15 protein-coding genes are annotated in these 19,103 nt (G+C 59.7%); 3 read left to right on the top strand and 12 right to left on the bottom strand.

Features of this window, described 5'->3' with window-relative positions:
• Positions 1–55: 55 nt before the first annotated feature.
• The 9 genes from sucD to sdhC all read right to left on the bottom strand — a co-directional run bounded on the left by sucD (position 56) and on the right by sdhC (position 11,441).
• Entirely contained in the window at positions 56–940 is an 885-nt protein-coding gene (sucD, locus tag HU767_RS22165; RefSeq protein ID WP_014339581.1) for a succinate--CoA ligase subunit alpha, read from the bottom strand.
• The gene (sucC, locus tag HU767_RS22160; protein WP_003179235.1) at positions 940–2,106 is read right to left on the bottom strand and encodes an ADP-forming succinate--CoA ligase subunit beta; all 1,167 of its coding nucleotides are present in this window, start codon (positions 2,104–2,106) and stop codon (positions 940–942) included. The genes sucD and sucC overlap by 1 nt, the downstream gene beginning before the upstream one ends.
• A gap of 196 nt (positions 2,107–2,302) precedes the next feature.
• Entirely contained in the window at positions 2,303–3,739 is a 1,437-nt protein-coding gene (lpdA, locus tag HU767_RS22155; RefSeq protein WP_186708138.1) for a dihydrolipoyl dehydrogenase, read from the bottom strand.
• 111 nt (positions 3,740–3,850) lie between these two features.
• A complete protein-coding gene (gene odhB / locus HU767_RS22150) occupies positions 3,851–5,074 on the bottom strand; it encodes a 2-oxoglutarate dehydrogenase complex dihydrolipoyllysine-residue succinyltransferase (protein ID WP_186730471.1) in 1,224 nt (407 codons plus the stop codon).
• A gap of 44 nt (positions 5,075–5,118) precedes the next feature.
• A complete protein-coding gene (locus HU767_RS22145) occupies positions 5,119–7,950 on the bottom strand; it encodes a 2-oxoglutarate dehydrogenase E1 component (RefSeq protein ID WP_186730470.1) in 2,832 nt (943 codons plus the stop codon).
• Positions 7,951–8,212: 262 nt separating this feature from the next.
• Positions 8,213–8,917 (bottom strand): succinate dehydrogenase iron-sulfur subunit, encoded by a 705-nt coding sequence (locus HU767_RS22140; protein ID WP_053123967.1) that lies wholly within the window; start codon positions 8,915–8,917, stop codon positions 8,213–8,215.
• An 11-nt stretch (positions 8,918–8,928) separates the two neighbouring features.
• Positions 8,929–10,701: a succinate dehydrogenase flavoprotein subunit gene (sdhA, locus tag HU767_RS22135; RefSeq protein WP_053123969.1), complete on the bottom strand. Its 1,773-nt coding sequence runs from the start codon at positions 10,699–10,701 to the stop codon at positions 8,929–8,931.
• A 3-nt stretch (positions 10,702–10,704) separates the two neighbouring features.
• Complete coding sequence (gene sdhD, locus HU767_RS22130) at positions 10,705–11,073, bottom strand: succinate dehydrogenase, hydrophobic membrane anchor protein (RefSeq protein ID WP_030138327.1); 369 nt, start codon at positions 11,071–11,073, stop codon at positions 10,705–10,707.
• Complete coding sequence (gene sdhC / locus HU767_RS22125) at positions 11,067–11,441, bottom strand: succinate dehydrogenase, cytochrome b556 subunit (protein ID WP_003179220.1); 375 nt, start codon at positions 11,439–11,441, stop codon at positions 11,067–11,069. The genes sdhD and sdhC overlap by 7 nt, the downstream gene beginning before the upstream one ends.
• 365 nt (positions 11,442–11,806) lie before the next feature.
• On the opposite strand from sdhC, the gene gltA reads away from it, so the two are divergent.
• Entirely contained in the window at positions 11,807–13,096 is a 1,290-nt protein-coding gene (gene gltA, locus HU767_RS22120; protein WP_003204440.1) for a citrate synthase, read from the top strand.
• A gap of 278 nt (positions 13,097–13,374) precedes the next feature.
• On the opposite strand, the gene HU767_RS22115 is transcribed toward gltA, so the two are convergent.
• The 3 genes from HU767_RS22115 to HU767_RS22105 form a co-directional block, all read right to left on the bottom strand.
• The gene (locus HU767_RS22115) at positions 13,375–15,033 is read right to left on the bottom strand and encodes a cation acetate symporter (protein WP_186708144.1); all 1,659 of its coding nucleotides are present in this window, start codon (positions 15,031–15,033) and stop codon (positions 13,375–13,377) included.
• Positions 15,030–15,341, bottom strand: a complete 312-nt coding sequence (locus HU767_RS22110; protein WP_186708146.1) for a DUF485 domain-containing protein — start codon at positions 15,339–15,341, stop codon at positions 15,030–15,032. Before HU767_RS22110 ends, HU767_RS22115 begins: the two co-directional genes overlap by 4 nt.
• A gap of 313 nt (positions 15,342–15,654) precedes the next feature.
• Complete coding sequence (locus HU767_RS22105; RefSeq protein ID WP_186708148.1) at positions 15,655–16,509, bottom strand: glycine betaine ABC transporter substrate-binding protein; 855 nt, start codon at positions 16,507–16,509, stop codon at positions 15,655–15,657.
• Positions 16,510–16,931: 422 nt separating this feature from the next.
• On the opposite strand from HU767_RS22105, the gene HU767_RS22100 reads away from it, so the two are divergent.
• The gene (locus HU767_RS22100; RefSeq protein ID WP_186708150.1) at positions 16,932–18,230 is read left to right on the top strand and encodes a serine/threonine protein kinase; all 1,299 of its coding nucleotides are present in this window, start codon (positions 16,932–16,934) and stop codon (positions 18,228–18,230) included.
• The gene (locus HU767_RS22095; RefSeq protein ID WP_186708152.1) at positions 18,223–19,011 is read left to right on the top strand and encodes a VacJ family lipoprotein; all 789 of its coding nucleotides are present in this window, start codon (positions 18,223–18,225) and stop codon (positions 19,009–19,011) included. Before HU767_RS22100 ends, HU767_RS22095 begins: the two co-directional genes overlap by 8 nt.
• Positions 19,012–19,103 lie beyond the last annotated feature (92 nt).

The following is a 19,103-nucleotide window of genomic DNA, read 5'->3' as shown; positions in this document are numbered from 1 at the left end:
ACAAAGGCCACCCGGAGGTGGCCTTTGTTGCTGGAACGAAAAGGTCAGCCGAAGCTTACTTCTTCATTTCCCAGCCAGTCAGCTCGGCCAGGGCCTTGCCGATGTCTGCCAGCGAACGCACGGTTTTTACGCCTGCGTCTTGCAGCGCAGCGAACTTCTCGTCTGCAGTGCCTTTGCCGCCAGAGATGATTGCGCCAGCATGGCCCATGCGCTTGCCCGGAGGAGCAGTCACACCAGCAATGTAGGAAACAACCGGCTTGGTCACGTTGGCCTTGATGTAGGCAGCCGCTTCTTCTTCAGCCGAACCGCCGATCTCACCGATCATGACGATCGCTTCGGTCTTCGGGTCTTCCTGGAACAGCTTCAGGATGTCGATGAAGTTCGAGCCTGGGATCGGGTCACCGCCGATGCCGACGCAAGTCGACTGACCGAAACCGGCGTCAGTGGTCTGCTTCACGGCTTCGTAGGTCAGGGTGCCGGAACGGGACACGATACCGACCTTGCCTGGCAAGTGAATGTGACCTGGCATGATGCCGATCTTGCATTCGCCCGGAGTGATCACGCCTGGGCAGTTAGGGCCGATCAGGGTGATACCCAGCTCGTCGCACTTGACCTTGGCTTCCAGCATGTCGATGGTCGGGATGCCTTCGGTGATGCAGACGATCAGCTTGATGCCGCCGAACGCTGCTTCAAGGATGGAGTCCTTGCAGAAAGGTGCTGGAACGTAGATCACGCTGGCAGTGGCGCCAGTGGCGGCTACAGCGTCTTTCACGGTGTTGAACACGGGCAGGCCCAGGTGCTCGGTGCCGCCTTTGCCCGGAGTTACGCCGCCAACCATCTTGGTGCCGTATTCCAGGGCTTGCTGGGTGTGGAAACTACCTTGCGAACCGGTAATGCCCTGGCAGATAACCTTGGTGTCTTTGTTGATCAGGACGCTCATTATTTGCCCTCCGCAGCTTTAACGACTTGTTGAGCAGCGTCGGTCAGGCTGGTAGCAGCGATGATGTTCAAACCGCTTTCTGCCAGTACTTTAGCGCCCAGCTCAGCGTTGTTGCCTTCAAGGCGAACAACAACCGGGATTTTCACGCCGACTTCTTTCACGGCGCCGATGATGCCTTCGGCAATCATGTCGCAGCGAACGATGCCGCCGAAGATGTTGACCAGTACTGCAGCGACGTTGGTGTCGGACAGGATGATCTTGAACGCTTCGGTAACACGTTCCTTGGTAGCACCGCCGCCCACGTCGAGGAAGTTGGCTGGCTTGCCGCCATGCAGGTTGACGATGTCCATGGTACCCATGGCCAGGCCGGCACCGTTGACCATGCAGCCGATGTTGCCTTCCAGGGCTACGTAGTTCAGTTCGAACTTGGCAGCGTGCGCTTCGCGCGGATCGTCTTGCGACGGATCGTGGAAAGTCTTCAGCTTAGGCTGACGGTACATGGCGTTGGCGTCGATGTTGATCTTGGCATCGAGGCAGTGCAGGTCGCCGTCGGCCTTGATCACCAGCGGGTTCACTTCCAGCAGGGCCAGGTCGTGGTCCTGGAACAGCTTGGCCAGGCCTACGAAGATCTTGGCGAACTGAGTGACCTGCTTGCCTTCCAGACCCAGCTGGAATGCAAGCTCGCGACCCTGGAATGGCTGTGCGCCAACCAGTGGATCGATGGTGGCCTTGAGGATTTTCTCAGGGGTATCGTGAGCGATTTTCTCGATGTCCACGCCACCTTCGGTGGATGCCATGAACACGATGCGGCGGCTCGAACGGTCAACGACAGCGCCCAGGTACAGCTCTTTAGCGATATCAGTGCACGATTCAACCAGGATCTTGGTGACTGGCTGGCCGTTGGCGTCAGTCTGGTAAGTCACCAGACGCTTGCCCAGCCACTGCTGTGCGAAGGCTTTGGCGTCTTCTTTGCTGCGAACCAGCTTGACGCCGCCCGCTTTACCGCGACCACCGGCGTGAACCTGGGCTTTGACAACCCATTCGCTGCCGCCGATTTTGTCGCAAGCTTCTGCTGCCGCTTCCGGGGTGTCTACCGCGTAGCCGGTGGATACTGGCAGGCCGTACTCAGCGAACAGCTGCTTACCCTGATACTCGTGAAGATTCATGCTTATTACCGTCTTCGTTAGGTACTGCGCATTCGGTGCTGCACCGTTCTGGTGCCGCACCACCTGTGACTGCTGCTTGCGTAGCGTTCCGGTGAACCGGTGTCGCTACGCAAGGCTGCGTCCAGCGGATATTCCGCGGTGAGTCTTGCTCGCAAGGCTCACGACGGGCCATACCGCCGTGGTTTCTTATTGTCTATTAACGCTTCTTGCGGTTGGCCACGTGGATGGCGCCGCCATTTACGGCCAGGGCCGCTTCGTGCAAGGCTTCGGACAGGGTCGGATGGGAGAAGACCATCATGCCCAGATCTTCAGCGCTGGTGCCGAATTCCATGCCGATCGCGCCTTGCTGTACCAGCTCGGCAGCGCTTGGGCCAATGACGTGAACGCCCAATACGCGATCCGTCTTGGCATCGGCGATGACTTTCACGAAACCACCGGTATCGTTGGCTGCCATGGCACGGCCACTGGCGGCGAACGGGAAGGTGCCGACGTTAACTTCAACGCCTTCGGCTTTCAAGGCCTGCTCGGTCTTGCCAACCCATGCGATTTCCGGGTGGGTGTAGATAACCGAAGGGATCAGGTCGTAGTTCATCTGGGCTTTGTGGCCCTTGATGCGCTCGACAACCATGATGCCTTCTTCGGATGCCTTGTGGGCCAGCATCATGCCGCGAACCACGTCACCGATGGCGAACACGCCCGGTACGGCGGTAGCGCAATGGTCATCGACCGCGATGAAGCCGCGCTCGTCGATTTCCACGCCGCTGTCGGCAGCCAGCAGGTCGGTGGTCACCGGACGACGGCCGACCGCAACGATCAGCTTGTCGAAGGTGATGGTCTGCTCGCCCTTGGCGTCGGTGTAGGTCACCACGACTTCTTCGCCGTTGACCTTCGAACCGGTCACGCGAGCGCCCAGCTTGATGTCCAGGCCCTGTTTGGTCAGGGTTTTCAGCGCTTCCTTGGATACCGCGGTGTCAGCGGCCATCAGGAAGGTGTCGAGGGCTTCGAGCACGGTCACTTCAGCGCCCAGGCGCGACCATACCGAACCCAGCTCGAGGCCGATCACGCCAGCGCCGATCACGCCCAGGCGTTTTGGCACGGTCTGGAATTCCAGGGCGCCGGTGGAGTCGACGATCACATTCTGGTCGACCGGAGCCGGTGGAATGTCGATTGGACGCGAGCCGGGTGCCAGGATGACGTTTTCGGCTTCGATCACTTCAACCGAGCCGTCTGGCTTGGTCACTTCGACTTTCTTGCCCAGCAGCAGCTTGCCGTGGCCTTCGATGGAGGTCACGCCGTTGGCCTTGAACAGGGTGGCGACACCGCTGGTCAGGTTCTTGACGATGCCAGCCTTGCGGCCAACCATCGCGGCGACGTCCATCTTCACTTCACCGGTAGAGATACCGTGAACGTTGAAGCTTTCTTTCGCTTCCTTGTATTTCCAGGAGCTGTCCAGCAGCGCCTTGGACGGAATGCAACCGACGTTCAGGCAAGTACCGCCCAAGGCCTGTTTGCCTTCCTTGTCGGTGTATTTCTCGATGCAGGCAGTGGAGAGGCCCAGTTGCGCAGCCTTGATGGCCGCTACGTAGCCGCCAGGGCCCGCACCAATCACTACCACGTCGAATTTCTGAGTCATGAGTCATTCCTTTTCGAATCAAACCGGACGATCACTGGGGGTGACCGTCGAGGGACGAAACCGGTTGTTTCAGCAAGAGGCCGGTCGACAGACCGGCCCTCGCGGCGAAAATCAGATATCCAGCAGCAGACGAGCCGGATCTTCAAGCAGGTTCTTGATGGTGACCAGGAACGTCACGGCTTCTTTGCCGTCGATCAGGCGGTGATCGTAGGACAGAGCCAGGTACATCATCGGACGAATCACGACCTGACCGTTGATCGCCATCGGACGCTGCAGGATGTTGTGCATGCCCAGGATAGCCGCTTGCGGCGGGTTGACGATCGGGGTCGACATCATCGAACCGAATGTACCACCGTTGGTGATGGTGAACGTACCGCCGGTCATCTCTTCGATGGACAGCTTGCCGTCACGGGCCTTCTTGCCGAAGGTGGCGATGCCGCCTTCGATTTCGGCCAGGCTCATCAGTTCGGCATTGCGCAGTACCGGAACCACCAGGCCACGGTCGCTGGAGACCGCGACACCGATGTCGGCGTAGCCGTGGTAGACGATGTCGGAACCGTCGATCGACGCGTTGACGGCCGGGAAGCGTTTCAGCGCTTCGGTGGCAGCCTTGACGAAGAACGACATGAAGCCCAGGCGTACGCCGTTGTGGGACTTCTCGAACAGGTCCTTGTACTTCGAACGCAGCGCCATGACTTCGGTCATGTCGACTTCGTTGAAGGTGGTCAGCATCGCCATGTTCGACTGGGCTTCAACCAGACGCTTGGCCACGGTGGCGCGAACGCGGGTCATCGGAACGCGTTTTTCAACGCGATCACCGGCAGCGAACACCGGAGCGGCGGCGGCAGGTGCGGCAGGCTTGGCAGGCGCGGCGGCTGGCGCGGCTTTCTTGGCGGCAACGGCTGCCACCACGTCTTCCTTGGTCACACGACCGCCCTTGCCAGTGCCGGCAACGGAAGCGATGTTGATGCCATTCTCTTCAGCCAACTTGCGAGCAGCAGGCGCGGCGACTGGATCGTCTTCGCCCGAAGCAGCAGGCGCAGCTGCCTGAGCGGCAGCCGGTGCAGCAGCGGCGGCTGGAGCGGCAGCAGCAGCGCCGCCCTCTTCGATCGAGCCCAGGACCTGGTTCGACAGAACGGTAGCGCCTTCCTCGGCAATGATTGCGCCCAGCACGCCGTCAGCTTCGGCCAATACTTCCAGCACGACCTTGTCGGTCTCGATGTCGACGATCAGGTCGTCACGCTTGACGGCCTCGCCTGGTTTCTTGTGCCAGGTGGCAACGGTGCCATCGGCAACCGATTCCGGGAATGACGGGGCTTTGATTTCGATAGCCATTATCTGTGGGTCCTTAAAATTCGGTTTCAGTCAGCGCGAAGGCGTTAAACAGTGAAGGCATCTTGCAGCAGTTTTTCCTGCTGCTCGGCGTGCATCGACGCATAACCACACGCAGGTGCAGCAGAAGCATCACGGCCGGCATATTCCAGGCCCAGGGCCTTGTTATGGTTGCCGATGCTGCGACGCAGGTGATGCTGGCTGCTGTACCACGCGCCTTGGTTCATCGGCTCTTCCTGACACCACACCACATGGGTGAGGTTGGTGTAAGGCGCGATGGCCTCCATCAGGTCTTCTTCCGGGAACGGGTAAAGCTGCTCGATACGCACGATGGCGATGTCTTCGCGGCCTTCGGCACGACGTTTTTCCAGCAGGTCGTAGTAGACCTTGCCGCTGCACATGACCAGGCGAGTGACCTTCGCCGCGTCCAGGGTGTCGATTTCCGAAATGACCGTCTGGAACGAGCCTTCGGCCAGATCCTCGAGCGTGGAGATCGCCAGTTTGTGACGCAGCAGCGACTTCGGTGTCAGCACGATCAGCGGCTTGCGCAGCGGACGGATGACCTGACGACGCAGCAGGTGGTAGATCTGCGCCGGAGTCGTCGGTACGCAAACCTGGACGTTGTGCTCGGCACACAGTTGCAGGTAACGCTCCAGACGTGCCGAAGAGTGCTCCGGCCCCTGCCCTTCATAACCGTGTGGCAACAGCATGGTCAGACCGCAGAGACGGCCCCACTTGTGCTCGCCGCTGGTGATGAACTGGTCGACAACCACCTGGGCACCGTTGGCGAAGTCGCCGAACTGCGCTTCCCAGATCACCAGGGCATTTGGCTCGGTGGTGGAATAGCCATATTCGAACGCCAGGACGGCTTCTTCGGACAGCAGCGAATCGTACAGGTCGAAACGTGGCTGGCCCTTGTACAGGTGTTGCAACGGGATGTAGGTGCTGGCGTCTTTCTGGTTGTGCAGCGCCGCGTGGCGGTGCGAGAAAGTGCCGCGGCCTACGTCCTGGCCGGTGATGCGAATCGGGTGACCTTCGAACGCCAGGGTCGCGTACGCCATGGTTTCGGCGTAACCCCAGTTGATCGGCAGGCCACCGGCTTGCATCTTCTGCCGGTCTTCGTAGATTTTCGCAACCTGGCGCTGGACCACGAAGCCTTCCGGGATTTCCAGCAGCTTGGCTGACAATTCCTGCAGGGTCTTGAGGTCGAAACGCGTGTCGTGACGCGCGGTCCAGGCGTGGCCCAGGTACGGACGCCAGTCCACGAACAGTTCCTTGTTCGGTTCCTTGACCAGGCTTTTTACCACGTGCAGGCCGTTATCCAGGGCGTTGCGATATTCATCGACTTTTTCCTGGACGCGGCCGGCATCCAGCACGCCGCTCTGGGTCAGGCGCTCGGCATACAGCTCACGGGTGGTGCGCTGCTTGGCGATCTGCTGGTACATCAGCGGCTGGGTGCCGCTTGGCTCGTCGGCCTCGTTGTGACCGCGACGACGGTAGCAGACCAGGTCGATCACCACGTCGCGCTTGTATTGCATGCGGTAGTCGATGGCCAACTGGGTCACGAACAGCACGGCTTCCGGGTCATCGCCATTCACATGGAGAATCGGCGCCTGGATCATTTTCGCGACGTCGGTTGCGTACTCGGTGGAGCGCGAGTCCAGCGGGTTGCTGATGGTGAAACCGACCTGGTTGTTGATCACGATGTGCACGGTGCCGCCGGTCTTGAAACCGCGGGTCTGCGACATCTGGAAGGTTTCCATGACCACGCCTTGACCGGCGAATGCCGCGTCACCGTGGATGGAGATCGGCAGCACCTTCTCGCCGGTCGGATCGTTGCGACGATCCTGGCGGGCACGGACCGAACCCTCGACCACCGGGGAAACGATTTCCAGGTGGGACGGGTTGAAGGCCATGGCCAGGTGGACTTCGCCGCCGGTGGTCATCACGTTGGACGAGAAGCCCTGGTGGTATTTCACGTCACCGGAGCCCAGCTCGACCTTCTTCTTGCCTTCGAACTCGTCGAACAGCTCGCGCGGGTTCTTGCCGAAGGTGTTGACCAGAACGTTCAGGCGGCCACGGTGGGCCATGCCGATGACGACTTCCTTGGTGCCGTAGGAACCGGAACGCTGGATCAGCTCGTCGAGCATCGGAATCAGGCTTTCGCCGCCTTCCAGGCCGAAACGCTTGGTGCCCGGGTATTTGGTACCCAGGTATTTTTCCAGGCCTTCACCGGCGGTGACGCGCTCGAGCAAGTGGCTCTTGATGTCGGCGGAGTACGTCGGACGGCCACGAACGCTTTCCAGACGCTGCTGGAACCACTGGCGCTGCTCGGAATCGGTGATGTGCGTAAATTCAGCGCCGATGGTGCGGCAATATGTCTGCTGCAACGCTTCGTGAATTTCGCGTAGGCTCGCTTCCTCTTTGCCGATGAACAGGTCGCCGGCACGGAAGGTCGTATCAAGGTCGGCATTGGTCAAGCCGTAGTGAGTGATCGACAGGTCTGCAGGTGCAGGACGCTGCCACAGCCCCAGCGGGTCAAGCTGGGCTGCCTGGTGGCCACGCATCCGGTAGGCCTGGATCAGTCGCAGCACTTCAACTTGCTTCTTCTCGTGCTCGGAGCTCACGCTGCCGGCAGACACCGGTTGAGCGCGGCGCTGGTTCTTTGCCAGCAGCACGAAATGATCGCGAATCGTCGAGTGCGAAACATCGGTGGCAGAGTTACCGTCAGCGGGCAACTTCTGAAAGTAGGTGCGCCATTCTTCTGGCACAGCGTTAGGGTCGTGCAGGTAGAGCTCGTAGAGCTCTTCCACATAGGCAGCGTTACCACCGGAGAGGTGGGCACTGTTCCACATGCGCTGCATCACGCTTTCTTGCATGCTTGGTCACCCTCGATTAGGGGAACACCACCGGCGAAAACACCGAGCAAACTTGCAGAAGTCCGAGTGCAGCGACTAAAACAAGCCACTTAGGATCACGCTGATAGTCCGGGTACCAGCCCGGATGCCCCTGCTTGTCTCATTTCTTCAAAATAAGAACCGCCGCTTTGTAAGCGGCTGTTCTGGTTATAGCCATGACGCGGGTTGAAGCCCGCGCCCTGGCCTTTACGGGTACAACGGTCCTACGGGTACAGCAGCTGAATCACACGCCGCTTTGCAGCAGCATGTTACGAATGTGACCGATGGCCTTAGTCGGGTTCAGGCCTTTCGGACAGACGTTGACGCAGTTCATGATCCCGCGGCAGCGGAATACGCTGAACGGGTCATCCAGCGAAGCCAGACGCTCGGACGTCTTGGTGTCACGGCTGTCTGCCAGGAAGCGATACGCTTGCAGCAGGGCGGCCGGGCCCAGGAACTTGTCCGGGTTCCACCAGAACGATGGGCACGAGGTCGAGCAGCAAGCGCACAGGATGCACTCGTACAGACCGTCGAGCTTCTCACGCTCTTCCGGAGACTGCAGACGCTCGATGGCCGGAGCCGGCGTGTCGTTCTGCAGGAATGGCTTCACCTTCTCGTATTGCTTGTAGAAGATGCTCATATCGACGACCAGGTCACGGATAACCGGCAAACCTGGCAACGGACGCACCACCAGCTTGTTGCCCTTGACCACGGCCGACAACGGCGTGATGCAGGCCAGGCCGTTCTTGCCGTTGATGTTCATGCCGTCGGAGCCGCAAACGCCCTCGCGGCAAGAGCGACGATAGGAGAAACCCTCGTCCTGCTCTTTGATCAGGGCCAGCACGTCCAGCACCATCAGGTCTTTACCACCGGTGTCGACCTGGAAGTCCTGCATGAACGGCGCAGCGTCCTGATCAGGGTTGTAGCGATAAACACTGACTTGCAACATAGCGGTCACCCTTAATAAGTCCGGACTTTTGGTTCGAAAGTCGGAACAGTCTTCGGCGAGAAGTTCACGGCACGCTTGGCGACGCGTTTTTCACCCGGGAAGTACAAGGTGTGGCACAGCCAGTTTTCGTCGTCACGGTCTTCGAAGTCTTCGCGGGCGTGGGCGCCACGGGACTCTTTACGCACTTCTGCGGCGATGGCGGTGGCTTCGGCCACTTCCAGCAGGTTCTGCAATTCCAGCGCTTCGATACGGGCAGTGTTGAACGCCTGCGACTTATCGTTGATCTTCACGTTGGCGATTCGTTCACGCAATTGCGCCAGCTGGGCGATACCCTTCTGCATGTATTCGCCAGTACGGAACACACCGAAGTAGTTCTGCATGCAGTTTTGCAACTCGCGACGCAGGGTTGCCACGTCTTCGCCTTCGGTACGCTCGTTCAGAGCGGACAGACGCGCCAGGGCGGCTTCGATGTTGGCGTCGGTGGCATCGTCATACTCGATACCGTCGGACAGCGCCTTCTCCAGGTGCAGGCCGGCAGCACGACCGAAGACCACCAGGTCGAGCAGCGAGTTGCCGCCCAGGCGGTTGGCACCGTGGACCGATACGCAAGCCACTTCACCCACCGCGAACAGGCCAGGGATGATTTCGTCCACGCCTTCGCCGTTCTGGGTGATCGCCTGGCCGTGGATGTTGGTGGCAACGCCGCCCATCATATAGTGGCAGGTTGGAACCACTGGAACCGGCGCGACGACCGGATCGACGTGAGCGAAGGTCTTGGACAGTTCGCAGATCCCTGGCAGGCGGCTGTGCAGCACTTCCTCGCCCAGGTGATCGAGCTTGAGCATCACGTGGTCGCCGTTCGGGCCACAGCCGTTGCCGGCGATGATCTCTTTAACCATCGAACGAGCCACGACGTCACGACCGGCAAGGTCCTTGGCGTTCGGCGCATAACGTTCCATGAAACGCTCGCCGTGCTTGTTGATCAGGTAACCACCTTCACCACGGCAACCTTCGGTCACCAGTACACCGGCGCCGGCGATGCCGGTCGGGTGGAACTGCCACATTTCGATGTCTTGTACCGGCACGCCAGCACGCAGGGCCATGCCGACGCCGTCACCGGTGTTGATCAGGGCATTGGTGGTGGATGCGTAGATACGGCCCGCACCGCCGGTCGCCAGTACGGTGGCCTTGGCGCGGATGTAGGTGGTTTCGCCGGTTTCGATGCAGATCGCGATCACACCGACGAAGGCGCCGTCCTGGTTCTTCACCAGGTCAACCGCGTAGTACTCGTTCAGGAACGTGGTACCGGCCTTCAGGTTGCCCTGGTACAGGGTGTGCAGCAGTGCGTGACCGGTACGGTCGGACGCCGCGCAAGTACGCGCAGCCTGGCCGCCCTTGCCGTAGTCCTTGGACTGCCCGCCGAACGGACGCTGGTAGATACGACCTTGCTCGGTACGGGAGAACGGCATGCCCATGTGGTCCAGCTCGAACACCGCGGCCGGGCCTTCCTGACACATGTATTCGATAGCGTCCTGGTCACCGATGTAGTCGGAACCCTTGACGGTATCGTACATGTGCCAGCGCCAGTCATCGTTCGGGTCGGCCGAAGCGATGGCGCAGGTGATGCCACCCTGGGCGGAAACGGTGTGCGAGCGCGTCGGGAAAACCTTGGTGATCACGGCAGTCTTGTGACCGCCCTGCGCCAGTTGCAGCGCCGCGCGCATGCCGGCACCGCCACCACCAATGATGATGGCGTCGAAAGAAATCGTTGGAATGTTAGCCATGAATCAGATACCCCAGAGAATCTGCACACCCCAGACGAAGTAAGCGAACATCGCAACGCCGCATACCGCCTGGAAGAGGAAACGTACGGCAGTCGCCGACTTGCCGAACGCCATTTGCGTCAGGTAGTCGGTCGCGATGGTCCACATGCCGACCCAGGCGTGGGCGCCCAGTGCGACAAGTGCCAGCAGACTGAAGATACGCATCCAGTTGTTTGCGAACAGTTCATGCCATTGGGCATAGCCAATGCCAGGGTTTGCCACGACATATCCGATCAGGAAAATGAAGTAAGCCGCGAGAACGACCGCAGACACACGCTGGGCCATCCAGTCGTAGAGGCCCGAACGCGAAAGGTTCGTGACGTTGGTTACCATATCCAGACTCCTGCCAGAACGATCAGCACCGCAGACACGGCGATAATGATTTTCGAGCCCAGCTTGCCGCCTTCCAGCGTCTCACCGATGCCCATGTCCATGATCAAGTGGCGCACACCGGCAACCAAGTGATACAGCAAGGCGGACAGGATGCCCCAAATCACTAGCTTGGCTAGCGGACTGGTCAGACACGCCTTCACCTGACCGAAGCCTTCTTCCGAATCGAGCGACTTGTCCAATGCATAAAGCATGATGGCCAGGCTGACGAAGAGGATGACACCGGAAATACGGTGAAGAATGGACGTGTAAGCAGTGACTGGGAGTTTGATGGTCCTTAGGTCTAGGTTTACAGGTCGTTGGCTTTTCACGGCTTTTTTTTCACACTGAAGAGCCCCTAACAATCAGGGCAAAGTTGTTGGGGCGCGCACTGGTCAGGTACTCACCACCCAGGGAGTGACGACCCCCAAGAAAGCAGGCCCAAAAGCCCCTGGCGGTCGGTGGCCGAGTATAGACAGTTAGGCTACTAATGACAACGCGTTCACCTTCCCCTAATAGCGCATTGCACATATGGCGCAAAAGGCGTAAACGGCAGGCAATTTCGCGGAAAAAGTCCGGTTAAAGCCTTCTGGAGCAAGACTTTAGGCAAATTGACATTCGGATTTATCTCACTATAGTGGTGCGGGCCCTGCGTGGGGGGTCTGTCTGATGATTCCAAGCATTAATAGGAGGCCACATGGCTGACAAAAAAGCGCAGTTGATCATCGAGGGCGCAGCCCCCGTCGAGCTGCCCATTTTAACCGGCACCGTTGGTCCCGATGTAATCGACGTACGGGGCCTGACGGCCACGGGCCGTTTCACCTTTGACCCAGGTTTCATGTCGACCGCCTCGTGCGAGTCGAAAATCACCTACATCGATGGCGACAACGGCATCCTGCTGCACCGCGGCTACCCGATCGAGCAACTGGCTGAAAAATCGGACTACCTGGAAACCTGCTACCTGCTGCTCAACGGCGAGCTGCCAACCGCAGAGCAAAAGGCCCAGTTCGTCAGCACGGTGAAGAACCACACCATGGTTCACGAACAGTTGAAGACCTTCTTCAACGGTTTCCGTCGCGATGCCCACCCGATGGCCGTCATGTGCGGCGTCGTCGGTGCCCTCTCCGCCTTCTACCACGACTCCCTGGACATCAATAACCCCCAGCATCGCGAAATCTCCGCGATCCGCCTGGTGGCGAAGATGCCGACCCTGGCAGCCATGGTCTACAAGTACTCCATGGGCCAGCCCATGATGTACCCGCGCAACGACCTGACCTATGCAGAGAACTTCCTGCATATGATGTTCAACACCCCGTGCGAGATCAAACCGATCAGCCCGGTGCTCGCCAAGGCCATGGACCGGATCTTCATCCTCCATGCCGACCACGAGCAGAACGCCTCCACGTCCACCGTGCGCCTGGCCGGCTCGTCGGGTGCCAACCCGTTCGCCTGTATCGCCGCCGGTATCGCCGCGCTCTGGGGCCCGGCCCACGGCGGTGCCAACGAAGCGGTACTGACCATGCTCGATGAAATCGGCGATGTCTCGAACATCGACAAGTTCATCGCCAAGGCCAAGGACAAGAACGATCCGTTCAAGCTGATGGGCTTCGGTCACCGGGTCTACAAGAACCGCGACCCACGCGCCACCGTGATGAAGCAGACTTGCGACGAAGTGCTCAAGGAACTGGGGATCAAGAACGATCCGCAACTCGAACTGGCCATGCGCCTGGAAGAGATCGCCCTGACCGACCCGTACTTCATCGAGCGCTCGCTGTACCCGAACGTCGACTTCTACTCGGGGATCATCCTCAAGGCGATCGGCATTCCAACCAGCATGTTCACCGTGATCTTCGCCCTGGCGCGGACCGTGGGCTGGATCTCCCACTGGAAGGAAATGCTCTCCAGCCCGTACAAGATCGGCCGCCCGCGCCAGTTGTACACCGGCTACGAGTCGCGTGACATTACCCAGCTGGAAGATCGCAAGTAAGACCTGCCTTGCGCTAGGTCCCAAGCGTTACCGGAACAGCCCCTGCTTCTTATATAAGAGCAGGGGCTGTTTTGTTTTATGCCCTCTTTTACATCCGCGGTGACTGGTCTGACGCCTTCGCGAGCAAGCCCGCTCCCACAGGGGATTTGCGTCGTACACAGATCCAGTGTGGGAGCGGGCTTGCTCGCGAAAGCGCCCTCACAGACCACGCAATATCACATGCAAAAAAATACCCCAGCCTCTCGACCAGGGTATTTCTTCAAGCACTTGTCTCTACATCAGTGACTAACCGCCCCACTCGCCCCCAAACCAGTCTGCGAACGCACGAACTGCGGGAAGAACAGCGCCCGCTCGTTGACGCCTTCAGCCGATTTGTCGGTGATGGAGAAGAACCAGATGCCGACGAACGCAATGGCCATCGAGAACAGCGCTGGGTATTCGTACGGGAAGATCGCCTTCTCGTGACCCATGATCTGCACCCAGATGGTCGGGCCGAGGACCATCAGGCCCACGGCACTGACCAGGCCCAGCCAGCCGCCGATCATCGCGCCACGGGTGGTCAGTTTCTTCCAGTACATCGAAAGCAGTAGTACCGGGAAGTTGCAGCTCGCCGCGATGGAGAACGCCAGGCCCACCATGAACGCGATGTTCTGCTTCTCGAACAGGATGCCCAGGCCGATCGCCAGCACCGCCAGACAGATGGTGGTGATTTTCGAGACCCGAATCTCATCCTTCTCGTTGGCCTTGCCTTTCTTGATCACGCTGGCATACAGGTCATGGGACACCGCCGAGGCACCGGCCAGGGTCAGGCCCGCTACTACCGCCAGGATGGTCGCGAACGCCACCGCCGAGATGAAGCCCAGGAAGATGCTGCCGCCCACTGCGTTGGACAGGTGCACCGCCGCCATGTTGTTGCCGCCCAGCAAGGCACCTGCCGCGTCCTTGAAGGCCGGGTTGGTGCTGACCAACAGGATCGCGCCGAAGCCGATGATGAAGGTCAGGATGTAGAAGTAGCCGATGAAGCCAGTGGCATACAGCACGCTCTTGCGCGCTTCCTTGGCGTCGCTCACGGTGAAGAAGCGCATCAGGATGTGTGGCAGGCCAGCGGTGCCGAACATCAGCGCCAAGCCGAGGGAGAAGGCCGAGATCGGATCCTTCACCAGGCCGCCGGGGCTCATGATCGCCTCGCCTTTAGGGTGGACCTTGACCGCTTCGGCAAACAACATGTTGAAGTCAAAGTTGACATGCTTCATGACCATCAGGGCCATGAACGAAGCACCCGACAGCAACAGCACCGCCTTGATGATCTGCACCCAGGTGGTGGCCAGCATGCCGCCGAACAACACGTAGAGGCACATCAGGATACCCACCAGGATCACCGCGACGTGGTAGTCCAGGCCGAACAGCAGCTGAATCAGCTTGCCGGCACCGACCATTTGCGCGATCAGGTAGAACGCCACCACCACCAGCGAGCCGCAGGCGGACAGACTGCGGATCTGGGTTTGCCCGAGGCGATAGGACGCCACGTCGGCAAAGGTGTATTTACCCAGGTTGCGCAGGCGTTCGGCGATCAGGAACAGAATGATCGGCCAGCCCACCAGGAAGCCGATGGAGTAGATCAGGCCATCGTAGCCGGAGGTGAACACCAGCGCGGAAATGCCCAGGAAGGACGCCGCCGACATGTAGTCGCCCGCGATTGCCAGGCCGTTCTGGAAGCCGGTGATCTTGCCGCCGGCCGCATAGTAGTCGGCCGCCGAATTGTTTTTCTTGGACGCCCAGTAGGTGATGTATAGCGTCGCGCCGACAAAGGCCACGAACATCAGGATAGCGGCGACGTTGAGGGGTTGTTTCTGCACGGCACCGGTCAGGGCATCAGCCGCCCAGGCGCCCGGTGCGAACGCTGCGACGCTCAATAGAGCCAGTAGACGCCGGATCATTGCTGAGCCTCCTTGAGAATCGCATTGTTCAGGTCGTCGAACTCGCCGTTGGCGCGCCGTACGTAGATACCGGTCAGGACGAAGGCCGAGAGAATCAGGCCGACCCCGATGGGGATACCCCAAGTGATGGTGGCCCCAGGGCTCATCTTGGCCCCGAGAATATGCGGCCCGTAGGCGATCAGAAGAATGAAGCCGGAATACAGCCCAAGCATGATCGCCGAGAGAATCCAGGCGAACCTTTCTCGTTTCTTCACCAGCTCCTTGAAGCGCGGGCTGTTTTGAATCGAGAGGTAAATGCTGTCGTTCATTGTTTTTATCCTCGCAGCACAGATTTATTTGGAACAGCTCTACTCTATGCGGCTCCAGGCCAGGTTCCAGACGACCTTAGTATTAGAACGACATGACGGCTAAGTGTGCTTCCCGAACATTTGCGCAGCCCAACCTGTGGGAGCGGGCTTGCTCGCGAATGCGGTGGGTCAGTCAACACATGGTTGACTGACCCACCGCATTCGCGAGCAAGCCCGCTCCCCCAGGGTTTTGTGCAAGACTAAGGATCTGCGGGCACAAAAAAACCGCATGACACAACGTCATGCGGTTTTCGGAACAGTCAAACCAGGCCGATTACTTGCCGGTCCACTCCTTCACGCGGTCCGGGTGCTTGGCGACCCAATCCTTGGCAGCAGCGTCCGGCTTGGCGCCTTCCTGGATGGCCAGCATGACCTCGCCGATCTCGTCCTTCGAAGCCCACTGGAACTTCTTCAGGAATTCCGCCACTTCTGGCGCCTTGGTCCCCAGTTCCTTGCTGCCGATGCTGTTTACAGTCTCAGCCGCGCCGTAGACGCCTTTCGGGTCTTCCAGGAAACGCAGTTTCCACTTGGCGAACATCCAGTGCGGCACCCAACCGGTAACGGCGATGGATTCGTTTTTCTTCTCGGCACGGGTCAGCTCGGCGATCATGCCGGCGCCGGAACTGGCCTTGAGTTGATAACCGGTCAGGTCGTAATCCTTGATCGCCTGCTCGGTCTTGATCATCACGCCTGAACCGGCGTCGATGCCGACGATGCGCTTCTTGAACGAGTCGTCTGTCTTGAGATCCTCGAGCGACTTGGCCTTGACGTACTCCGGCACGATCAGGCCGATCTTGGCATCCTTGAAGTTGGGGCCGTAATCGACCACGTTGTCCTTGTTCTTGGTCCAATAGTCGCCGTGAGTCACCGGCAGCCAGGCCGAGAGCATCGCGTCGAGTTTGCCGGTGGCCACGCCTTGCCACATGATCCCGGTCGCGACCGCTTGCAGCTTCACGTCATAACCGAGTTTCTGCTTGATCACTTCGGCGGCCACGTGGGTGGTCGCGACGCTGTCGGACCAGCCGTCAACGTAACCGATGCTCAGGGTTTTGGTTTCGGCGCTGGCCAAGGTGGAACTGATGGCCAGTACCAGTGCGGCACCTGCGCCCAAGAGTCGTCGCATCTTCATCGTTACTTCCCCGAAAGTGCTGCGCCCGACGGATGCCGGGCGGCGTCAACGTATAGTTATGATGCTCAGCGCCCCCATCACGCTCGCCCTCAAACCGGTCTGAACGCCAGTGGAGTACTGACAGGATCGATCATCAACCTGTGCCGCTCCGGAACCTGCTCTGCCTGCGACGTCGAAGCAACGAGAAACGACATCAGAACGCCAGCTAATGATTTCGCGCAATTGGCGCCCCTCCCAGTGAGGTTTGCAGACGAAATACAGTAAATACCAGATAACTAGCCGCCACTGCGCGTGACCGTGTATCGTCCCGCTACTATCGCGCCCCGTCCGTGCCTGTTTTGTGCCTGTCATGGCACTTGGCTCCGCTTCGGTGGTCATAGGCTGCGAACCTCATTCGGCACCTTCCTCTAAGGGATCTAGTCATGCTCCGTTCCTTGCGCTTCGCTGCCCTCCTCGGCGGCCTTATCCTGAGTGCGTCCGCGCTGGCGGCAGATATTGACGCCGCCAGCTATGGCTACCCCTTGACCAACCCGTTCGAGGCGACCATCGCCACCACGCCGCCGGACCTGCGTCCGGAGCTGCCACTGATCGAAGACATCAATCAGGCGGACCACAGCCTGACCCTGCGCCCGGAACGCGAGTTCATCCTGCCGGACAACTTCTGGCCGGTAAAAAGCCTCACCTACCGCATGGCCACCCAGGACAAACCCGCGCCGCTGATTTTCCTGATCGCCGGCACCGGTGCCCGCTACGACAGCACCCTCAACGAGTACCTCAAGCGCCTCTACTACAAGGCCGGCTACCACGTGGTGCAGTTGTCCTCGCCCACCAGCTTCGACTTCATGAGTGCCGCTTCGCGCTTCGCCACGCCGGGCATCACGAAGGAAGACGCCGAAGACATGTACCGGGTGATGCAGGCGGTACGCGCCCAGAACCCGAAAGTCCCCGTCACCGAGTACTACCTCACCGGCTACAGCCTCGGCGCCCTGGACGCGGCCTTCGTCGCCCACCTGGACGAAACCCGGCGCAGCTTCAATTTCAAGAAGGTGCTGCTGCTGAACCCGCCGGTGAACCTCTACACCTCGATCACCAACCTGGACAAATTGGTCCAGACCGAGGTCAAGGGCATCAACAGCACCACGACTTTTTATGAACTGGTGTTGAACAAGCTGACCCGCTACTTCCAGCAAAAAGGCTACATCGACCTCAACGATGCGTTGCTGTATGACTTCCAGCAGTCCAAGCAACACCTGAGCAACGAGCAAATGGCGATGTTGATCGGCACCTCGTTCCGTTTCTCGGCGGCCGACATCGCCTTCACCTCGGACCTGATCAACCGTCGCGGCCTGATCATCCCGCCGAAATTCCCGATCACCGAAAGCACCAGCCTGACGCCATTTCTCAAGCGCGCGCTGCAATGCGATTTCGACTGCTACCTCACCGAGCAGGTGATCCCGATGTGGCGCGCGCGCACCGACGGCGGCAGCCTGCTGCAACTGGTCGACCAGGTCAGCCTGTACGCACTGAAGGATTATTTGCAGGCCAGCCCGAAGATTTCGGTCATGCACAACGCCGACGACGTCATTCTCGGCCCGGGCGACCTGGGCTTCCTGCGCAAGACCTTTGGCGATCGCCTGACGGTTTATCCACTGGGCGGCCACTGCGGCAACCTTAATTACCGCGTCAACAGCGACGCCATGCTGGAGTTTTTCCGTGGCTAAATATCTGCTGCTTATCGCTGCGTTAATCAGTGCGGGCATGGTCCAGGCCGACAACAGCAAGGCCGATGCACCTGTGGTGGTGGATTCGGACGGTTTCAAGGAACCGCTGACCAAGCTCAAGTTCAACCCGGGGCTGGACCAACGCGAGTTCGAGCGTTCGACCCTTAACGCATTGAACGTCTATGACCCGCTGGAATCGTGGAACCGCCGGGTCTATCACTTCAACTACCGCTTCGACCAATGGGTCTTCCTGCCCGTGGTCGATGGTTATCGCTACATCACCCCCGGCTTCGTGCGCACCGGGGTCAGCAATTTCTTCAATAACCTGGGAGACGTGCCGAACCTGATGAACAGCCTGCTGCAATTCAAGGGCAAGCGTTCGATGGAAACCACGGCGCGCCTGTTGCTCAACACCACCGTCGGCATCGCCGGCCTGTGGGACCCGGCCACCGCCATGGGCCTGCCGCGCCAGAGCGAAGATTTCGGTCAGACCTTGGGCTTCTACGGCGTGCCGGGCGGCGCGTATTTCGTGTTGCCGATCTTCGGCCCCTCGAACCTGCGCGACACCTCGGGACTGTTGGTGGACTACACCGCTGAATCGGCAATCAACTTCCTGAACGTCTCGGAAGTCAGCTCCAACCACCCGGAGCTCTTGCTCCTGCGCGGCGTGGACAAGCGCTACCAGACCAGTTTCCGCTACGGCCAACTGAACACGCCGTTCGAATATGAAAAGGTGCGCTACGTGTACACCGAGTCGCGCAAGTTGCAGATAGCCGAGTAACCCAACGCCTGACGCAAATCCCACTGTGGGAGCGGGCTTGCTCGCGAATGCGGTGTGTCAGTTGACGAACATGTCATCTGACACACCGCATT

The organism is Pseudomonas sp. SWRI179, from assembly GCF_014268705.1.
Taxonomy (GTDB): Bacteria; Pseudomonadota; Gammaproteobacteria; order Pseudomonadales; family Pseudomonadaceae; genus Aquipseudomonas; species Aquipseudomonas zanjanensis.
Note: the sequence above shows the minus strand (reverse complement) of the source record. Positions and strands in the feature narration are given on the sequence as shown.

What these genes read in the sequence shown, in the direction of transcription:
- sucD (WP_014339581.1), bottom strand. Translation starts at nt 940, where the DNA reads ATGAGCGTCCTGATCAACAAAGACACCAAGGTTATCTGCCAGGGCATT.
- sucC (WP_003179235.1), bottom strand. Translation starts at nt 2,106, where the DNA reads ATGAATCTTCACGAGTATCAGGGTAAGCAGCTGTTCGCTGAGTACGGC.
- lpdA (WP_186708138.1), bottom strand. Translation starts at nt 3,739, where the DNA reads ATGACTCAGAAATTCGACGTGGTAGTGATTGGTGCGGGCCCTGGCGGC.
- odhB (WP_186730471.1), bottom strand. Translation starts at nt 5,074, where the DNA reads ATGGCTATCGAAATCAAAGCCCCGTCATTCCCGGAATCGGTTGCCGAT.
- HU767_RS22145 (WP_186730470.1), bottom strand. Translation starts at nt 7,950, where the DNA reads ATGCAAGAAAGCGTGATGCAGCGCATGTGGAACAGTGCCCACCTCTCC.
- HU767_RS22140 (WP_053123967.1), bottom strand. Translation starts at nt 8,917, where the DNA reads ATGTTGCAAGTCAGTGTTTATCGCTACAACCCTGATCAGGACGCTGCG.
- sdhA (WP_053123969.1), bottom strand. Translation starts at nt 10,701, where the DNA reads ATGGCTAACATTCCAACGATTTCTTTCGACGCCATCATCATTGGTGGT.
- sdhD (WP_030138327.1), bottom strand. Translation starts at nt 11,073, where the DNA reads ATGGTAACCAACGTCACGAACCTTTCGCGTTCGGGCCTCTACGACTGG.
- gltA (WP_003204440.1), top strand. Translation starts at nt 11,807, where the DNA reads ATGGCTGACAAAAAAGCGCAGTTGATCATCGAGGGCGCAGCCCCCGTC.
- HU767_RS22115 (WP_186708144.1), bottom strand. Translation starts at nt 15,033, where the DNA reads ATGATCCGGCGTCTACTGGCTCTATTGAGCGTCGCAGCGTTCGCACCG.
- HU767_RS22110 (WP_186708146.1), bottom strand. Translation starts at nt 15,341, where the DNA reads ATGAACGACAGCATTTACCTCTCGATTCAAAACAGCCCGCGCTTCAAG.
- HU767_RS22105 (WP_186708148.1), bottom strand. Translation starts at nt 16,509, where the DNA reads ATGAAGATGCGACGACTCTTGGGCGCAGGTGCCGCACTGGTACTGGCC.
- HU767_RS22100 (WP_186708150.1), top strand. Translation starts at nt 16,932, where the DNA reads ATGCTCCGTTCCTTGCGCTTCGCTGCCCTCCTCGGCGGCCTTATCCTG.